At 70.2% G+C, this 6,007-nt stretch carries 6 protein-coding genes and 1 pseudogene; 5 read left to right on the top strand and 2 right to left on the bottom strand.

What is annotated here, in order from left to right:
* The first annotated feature begins 133 nt into the window (after positions 1-133).
* Positions 134-382: a hypothetical protein gene (locus VED21_RS28150; RefSeq protein WP_324888349.1), complete on the top strand. Its 249-nt coding sequence runs from the start codon at positions 134-136 to the stop codon at positions 380-382.
* Positions 383-784: 402 nt separating this feature from the next.
* Here the strand turns inward: VED21_RS28150 and VED21_RS28145 are convergent, their stop codons facing one another.
* Positions 785-1,009, bottom strand: a complete 225-nt coding sequence (locus VED21_RS28145) for a ChaB family protein (RefSeq protein WP_324888348.1) — start codon at positions 1,007-1,009, stop codon at positions 785-787.
* A 203-nt stretch (positions 1,010-1,212) separates the two neighbouring features.
* A complete protein-coding gene (locus VED21_RS28140; RefSeq protein ID WP_324888347.1) occupies positions 1,213-1,884 on the bottom strand; it encodes a hypothetical protein in 672 nt (223 codons plus the stop codon).
* Between the two features lie 698 nt (positions 1,885-2,582).
* On the opposite strand from VED21_RS28140, the gene VED21_RS28135 reads away from it, so the two are divergent.
* The 4 genes and pseudogenes from VED21_RS28135 to VED21_RS28120 all read left to right on the top strand — a co-directional run.
* Positions 2,583-4,133: a DegQ family serine endoprotease gene (locus VED21_RS28135; protein WP_324888346.1), complete on the top strand. Its 1,551-nt coding sequence runs from the start codon at positions 2,583-2,585 to the stop codon at positions 4,131-4,133.
* A gap of 288 nt (positions 4,134-4,421) precedes the next feature.
* Entirely contained in the window at positions 4,422-5,165 is a 744-nt protein-coding gene (locus tag VED21_RS28130; RefSeq protein WP_324888345.1) for a glycosyltransferase family 2 protein, read from the top strand.
* A 38-nt stretch (positions 5,166-5,203) separates the two neighbouring features.
* Positions 5,204-5,518 (top strand): lipid-A-disaccharide synthase N-terminal domain-containing protein, encoded by a 315-nt coding sequence (locus VED21_RS28125; protein WP_324888343.1) that lies wholly within the window; start codon positions 5,204-5,206, stop codon positions 5,516-5,518.
* Positions 5,515-6,007: pseudogene (locus tag VED21_RS28120) on the top strand (glycosyltransferase family 39 protein); the annotation flags it as partial. The gene VED21_RS28125 and the pseudogene VED21_RS28120, both read left to right, overlap by 4 nt.

Genomic DNA, 6,007 nt, shown 5'->3' with positions numbered 1-6,007 from the left:
GCCCGCGCGCTGCGCACGGCCAGGACGGCGTAGGCGGCAGGCCTGAAGGGGTAGGCCGGGAATAATCGGCGCCGCGGAAACGTCCTTCCCGATCGGAGGCCGCCTTCACAGCCTTCGCTTCAGGGAGGAAGCCATGCTCCGCACAACGGTTTTCGCGGCCGTGCTTGCCGTCGCCTTCACCGGCACGGCGCTCGCCAACAGCTGCCCGCGCCATATGAAGGCCATCGACGACGCGCTGGCGAAGAACCCGCAGCTCACCGCGCAGCAGATGACCGAGGTGAAGAAGCTGCGCGCCGACGGTGAGAATCTTCACAAGGCCGGCAAGCACGCCGAATCGGAAGCCGCGCTCATGAAGGCCGAGGGCATGCTCGGCATCAAGTGAGCGCCGGCGGGCGTAGGTCGGGGTGAAGCGACGCGGGAACCCGGCCTCTTCGGGCGTGTGGAGCGCCGGGTTTCCGCCGACGCTCGCTCCGACCTACGGTCCCCTTTGCCAGGGCAATCGCTTGAAGGGCTTGCGGTTGCTGTATAGCCCCTCTCCCTTGAGGGGGCGACGCCGAAGGGCGTCGCGGTTGGGGTGAGGGTGATTACGGCTCGGAGAGCCGGAAAAGAGTCTTTGTCCGCCCTGCCGGGCGTAAATACCCCTCATCCCAACCCTTCTCCCTCAAGGGGAGAAGGGCTTTTTCAGCGTCCGCCATGATGTGTGCATCAGGTAGTCGCGGGAGAGGGGGGGCCTTTCAAGCGATTGCTCTGTCCCCTTTTCGAAGACGCCGCTTTCAATGCGTTTTCAATGCTTGCGGTGCCACTGCTCGCCGACCTTTTCAAAGCGGCGCTTGACGGCGGCCCAGGCGACCTTCTGCGCGGTCTGCTCGCGCGTGCCGCTGGTGTGGCATTCGGGGCGGCCGTACTGCGCCCAGGCGTTGTTGAAGGCCGATCGATAGATGTCCTGCGCCTGCGCCGGCAGGTGCGAGCGGACGGATTCCGGGAGTTCCCCGTTGCGGTGATAGGGCATTCGCGTTTCCTCGAGCGCTCTTTTTCGTTGCGCCGATAATAACGCATTCCGCACGCGAGTGTCCCCCGCTTTTGGTAAGGGTTTTTGGGGGGCGGGATTCCCGCCGGCTTTGCCTTTCGGCAGAGGCCCGGCAAACGAAAGCCCCTCCGCCGGGGGCCGGCGGAGGGGCCTTCATTAAAAACACGCGCTGCTTACGACGCTGCTTACGACGGCGTACGGCGGGACGTGCGGTGCGCGGGGATCGGGATCGGCCGCATCACCTGCTCGTCGCGGCGGCTGGCCGACATGTCGATCTCGATGCGCGCCAGGGCCTTGCGCAGCTCGTGCACGGCGTCGGAGAGCGACTGGATCGTCCCTTCGCTGGGCTGCTGGCGCCAGCCGCGGTAGGCGGCGAGGCAGGTCTTGGCGGTTTCGCGAAGACGGCCCTCGACCGCGTCGATGGGCGGCGTCGGCTGGCCGGGCGTCCGGGGCGTGGCGTCCTGCGCCGGGGCGGGAACCGGGGCGGCCGGGACGGGCTGCGGCGCCGGAGCGGCAGCGGCGGCTTCCGCACGCAGGGCCTCGGCGCGTTGCGCCTCGCGGGCTTCGCGGACTTCGGCGCGCGGCAGTTCGAGGCGCTGCTTCGGCTGGTGCGCGGGTGCGGCGGCCGGGGCCGCCGGGGCCGCAGTCGGGGCCGGGGCCGCTTCGGCGGCGGGGCGTGCCTCGACCGGAGCGGGGGCCGGAGCGGCAGCGGGCGTCGGAGCGGCGCGGCGCGGGGCCGGGCGCGGCTCGGGACGCGGTGCGGGCTGGGCCTGCGGCTGAGCGTCGACGACGGCTTCCACCGGTGCGGCGGCCTGTTCGGAGCGGGGTTCGGCGCCCTCCACGGCCGCGCCTTCCATCGCCGCGCCGTCCGCGTCCGCGGCTTCGGCGGCGGCACCCTCCCCCGCCGGCAGGGCGCCGGAGGCTTCGGCCTTGCGGACGATGTAGGAGATGGCGCTGGGAGTGCACTCGAATTCGCGGGCGATCGCGGAAAGCGTCGCGCCGGCACGGTATCTCTCAAGAATCTGCGGCCATGCCGACTGAGGGATGCGTCCGCGCCGCTTCGGAGACTCCGGTTCGTTCCCGGTTTCTGCGTTCATAATATCGCTCGGCTGCCAAAGAGAACTTTGCGTCATGGGGTGCTCGTACGGGATCGCACGCTTCCGACGCCGCCCTGCGTGAGAGCAACGTGCTTTGTCGGAGGTTGTGTTGCGGCGATGTTTGTCTGTGCGGAACAATATCGGCGACTGTCCGCGAAAATACCAGCTTTACTTTGCGCAGCAAAGCGGATTCGGGGCTATGCGGCGGGGCCGGGGCTCACCGTTCGGCCTAGCGCGCGCGATGATTGCAAGTCGTGAAAGCGGTATCGCCGCGCCGGCGCGGCCGGGATTGCACTGCGTTGAAAGGGTAGCCGCACGGATTTTAAAAGTACCGCAGTGGTGGTTCGCCTTTCAAACCGATCGGCTGCTTTGGAATTCAGGACGGCTTGCGCTGTTTTGAACGTGAGCGGTGCCCTTGCGCGATGCTGCGCGCCGCGCCCGATTGCCGGAGTCTGCCCATGTTGCTTTCCCGCGATCCGCTTCCCCGTCTGCGGCGGCTGGCGCTGGCGTGCGCGCTGGCGGGTGCCGCAGCGTTGCCCCTGGGCACCGCTGCCGCCCAGACGGGCGACCCGCCGTCCACGTCCGCCGCCCCGGTTATGCCGGCCACCCCGGTCATGCCGAAGGCGCCGCCGCCGACCTTCGCGCCGCTGGCGCGGACCCAGCTCGACACCGTGGTCAACATCTCGACCACGCAGCCGCCGCCCGGCGGCGGGCCGCGCATGCCGGACGCGCCGCAGTTCCCGCGCGGCTCGCCCTTCGAGGAGTTCTTCCGCGAGTTCCGCGACCGCCAGCAACAGCAGCAGCAACAGCAGCCGCAGCGGCCGCCGACCGCGCTCGGCTCCGGATTCGTCATCGATCCCTCGGGCTATGTGGTGACCAACAACCACGTGGTGGGCGAGGCGGCGGAGATCCACGTGATCCTGCACGACGGAACCCGGCTGGACGCCAAGCTGGTGGGTTCCGACCCGCTGACCGACCTGGCGCTTTTGAAGGTGGAGCCCAAGCAGCCGCTGGCCGCCACGCGCTGGGGCGACAGCGAGAAGGTGGAAGTCGGCGACTGGGTGGTGGCCATCGGCAACCCGTTCGGCCTGGGCGGGTCGGTGACCGCCGGCATCCTGTCGGCCCGCGCCCGCGACATCCAGCAGGGGCCGTACGACGAGTTCCTGCAGACCGACGCCTCCATCAACCGCGGCAACTCCGGCGGGCCGCTCTACAACCTGGAGGGGGAGGTGATCGGCATCAACACGGCCATCTACTCGCCCACCGGCGGGTCCGTCGGCATCGGCTTCGCCATCCCGTCGGCGCTGGCGCGGCCGGTCATCGAGCAGCTGAAGGACCATGGCGAGGTGAAGCGCGGCTGGCTGGGCGTGCAGGTGCAGCGCGTCACCCAGGACATCGCCGACAACCTGGGCGTCCAGGAGCCCAAGGGTGCCCTGGTGACCAGCGTGACGCCCGGCGGGCCGGCCGAGAAGGCGGGCATCCGCCAGGGCGACGTGATCGTCCATTTCGCCGGCAAGGACATCAAGTCCATGCGCGAGCTGCCGCGCGTCGTCGCCAACACGCCCATCGGGCGGGAGGCGGACGTGGCGCTGCTGCGCGAGGGGCGGCAGACGTCGCTGAAGGTGACGGTGGGCGAGCTGCAGGCCGAACGGCTGATGGCCGCCGCCGGATCCAGCGAGCCGCGCCCGCCGGCCGCCACCGGCCGGACCGAGAAGATCCTGGGCCTGACCCTGGCGCCGCTGACCCCGGCGCTGCGCGAGACGTTCGAGCTGGACGCCGACGCGCAGGGCGTGGTGGTCACCGACGTGGCCGAGGGCAGCGTGGCGTCGAACCGCGGCCTGGACCCCGGCGACATCATCCTGGAGGTGGGGCAGGAGCCGGTGGTGCGGCCGGAGGATGTGATCAGCCGCATCCGCCAGGCGCGCGAGCAGGGGCGCAAGACGGTGCTGATGCTGATCAGCCACCAGGGCGACCTGCGCTACGTCCCGGTGCCGGTGGATCAGGGGTAGTTTAAACCCTCTCCCGCCCCGGGAGAGGGAGGGGCCCGCCCGCAGGGCGGGAGGGTGAGGGCAACTGCAAGGATCCTTGCGCTTACCCTCACCCGGCTCTCAGCGGATGCCAAAGGCATCCGCCTGACGCCGTCAGCGCTGGCCTGTGCCAGCGCGAGAGGCCGCCTTCCGGCGGCCACCCTCTCCCGGGGCGGGAGAGGGTCATGGCGGCCTCCCATTCTTTTCCGCTACCGCTTGCGGGACGGCGGCGGTATTTTGCCGGCCGTTTTGCGAATGGGACTGTCCGCCGTGACCAATTCCACGGACGGCCGGGAGCCGGTGCGGCTTTCGGTCGTCGTACCCGTGTTCAACGAATCCGAGAACGTGCTGCCGCTGCTCGACGAGATCGAGCGGGCGATGGCCGCGCACGGCCGCTTCGAGGTGATCTTCGTCGACGACGGGTCGACCGACGACACGGTCGCCAAGCTGGTGGCGCGGCAGGGCGCCGACGGGTGCCTGCGCGTGGTGCGGCACCTGCGGCGTTCGGGCCAGAGTGCGGCGGTGCGCAGCGGCGTGAAGGCGGCGCGCGGCACCTGGGTCGCCACGCTGGACGGCGACGGGCAGAACGACCCGGCCGACATCCCGGCGCTGCTGGCGCTGGCCGACCGCGAGGGCGGGCCGGTTCTGGTGGGCGGCCTGCGGCAGACGCGGCGCGACACGCTGTCGAAGCGCTGGGCGTCGAAGTTCGCCAACGCCGTGCGGCAGTCGATGCTGCAGGACGGCTGCACGGATTCGGGCTGCGGGCTGAAGCTGTTCCGCCGCGACGCCTTCCTCGACCTGCCGTTCTTCGGCGCCATGCACCGCTTCCTGCCGGCGCTGTTCCGCGCGCACGGCCACCCGGTGGCCTACGTCGCCGTCAACCACCGGCCGCGCGAGCGGGGCGTGTCGAAGTACACCAACTGGCGCCGTGGCCTGATCGGCGTCGTCGACCTGCTCGGCGTCTTCTGGTTGAAGCAGCGCACCAAACTTTCCCCCGCGGTCGAGGAGCGCTGAACGCGCCCCCGCCCGGCCCTGTCCGGACACCCCATTCCATGCTCGACGCCCTTGTTGCCTGGTTCAACGACCGTTCGACGACCGAGATCGTCTGGATCGGCATCGGCTTCTTCGCCCAGGCGCTGTTCATGATGCGCTTCGTCGTCCAGTGGATCGCCAGCGAGCGCGTCCGCCGCAGCATCGTGCCGGAGACCTTCTGGTACTTCAGCATCGGCGGTGGCGTGCTGCTGCTGGCCTATTCGATCTACCGGATGGACCCCGTCTACATGTTCGGGCAGGGGCTGGGCCTGCTCATCTACTTTCGCAACCTGTACTTCGTCTGGACGCACAAGCGCGAAGGCGCCGAGCCATGAGCGAGGCGGCGGTCCAGGCCGAAAAGCAGGTCCCGGCGGCCGGCGGCGGCCTTGCGGCGCGGCTGCGCGGCGCGGCGGTGTACGCCCTGCTGGCGGTGTTGAGTTTCGGCCTGTTCGCGCCGGGCTTCCTGGAGTTGCCGCCGTTCGACCGTGACGAGGCGCGCTTCGCGCAGGCCTCGTCCCAGATGCTGGAAAGCGGCGACCTGATCGACATCCGCTTCCAGGACGAGCCGCGCTGGAAGAAGCCGGTCGGCATCTATTGGCTGCAGAGCGCCGCCACGGCGGCGATCGGCGCGGACGCCAAGGTGATCTGGACCTACCGCGTGCCGTCGCTGCTGGGCGCCGTGCTGTCGGTGCTGCTGACCGCCTGGGCCGGGACGCGGCTGTTCGGGCCGGCCGCGGGGGCGCTGGCCGGCGTCATGCTGGCGGGCTGCGTCGTGCTGGGCGTCGAGGCGCGGATGGCGAAGACCGACGCCGTGCTGCTGGCCA

This window comes from Azospirillum sp. (genome assembly GCF_035627195.1).
In the GTDB taxonomy this organism is placed as follows: Bacteria; Pseudomonadota; Alphaproteobacteria; order Azospirillales; family Azospirillaceae; genus Azospirillum.
This window is presented reverse-complemented; position numbering and strand designations above follow the sequence as displayed.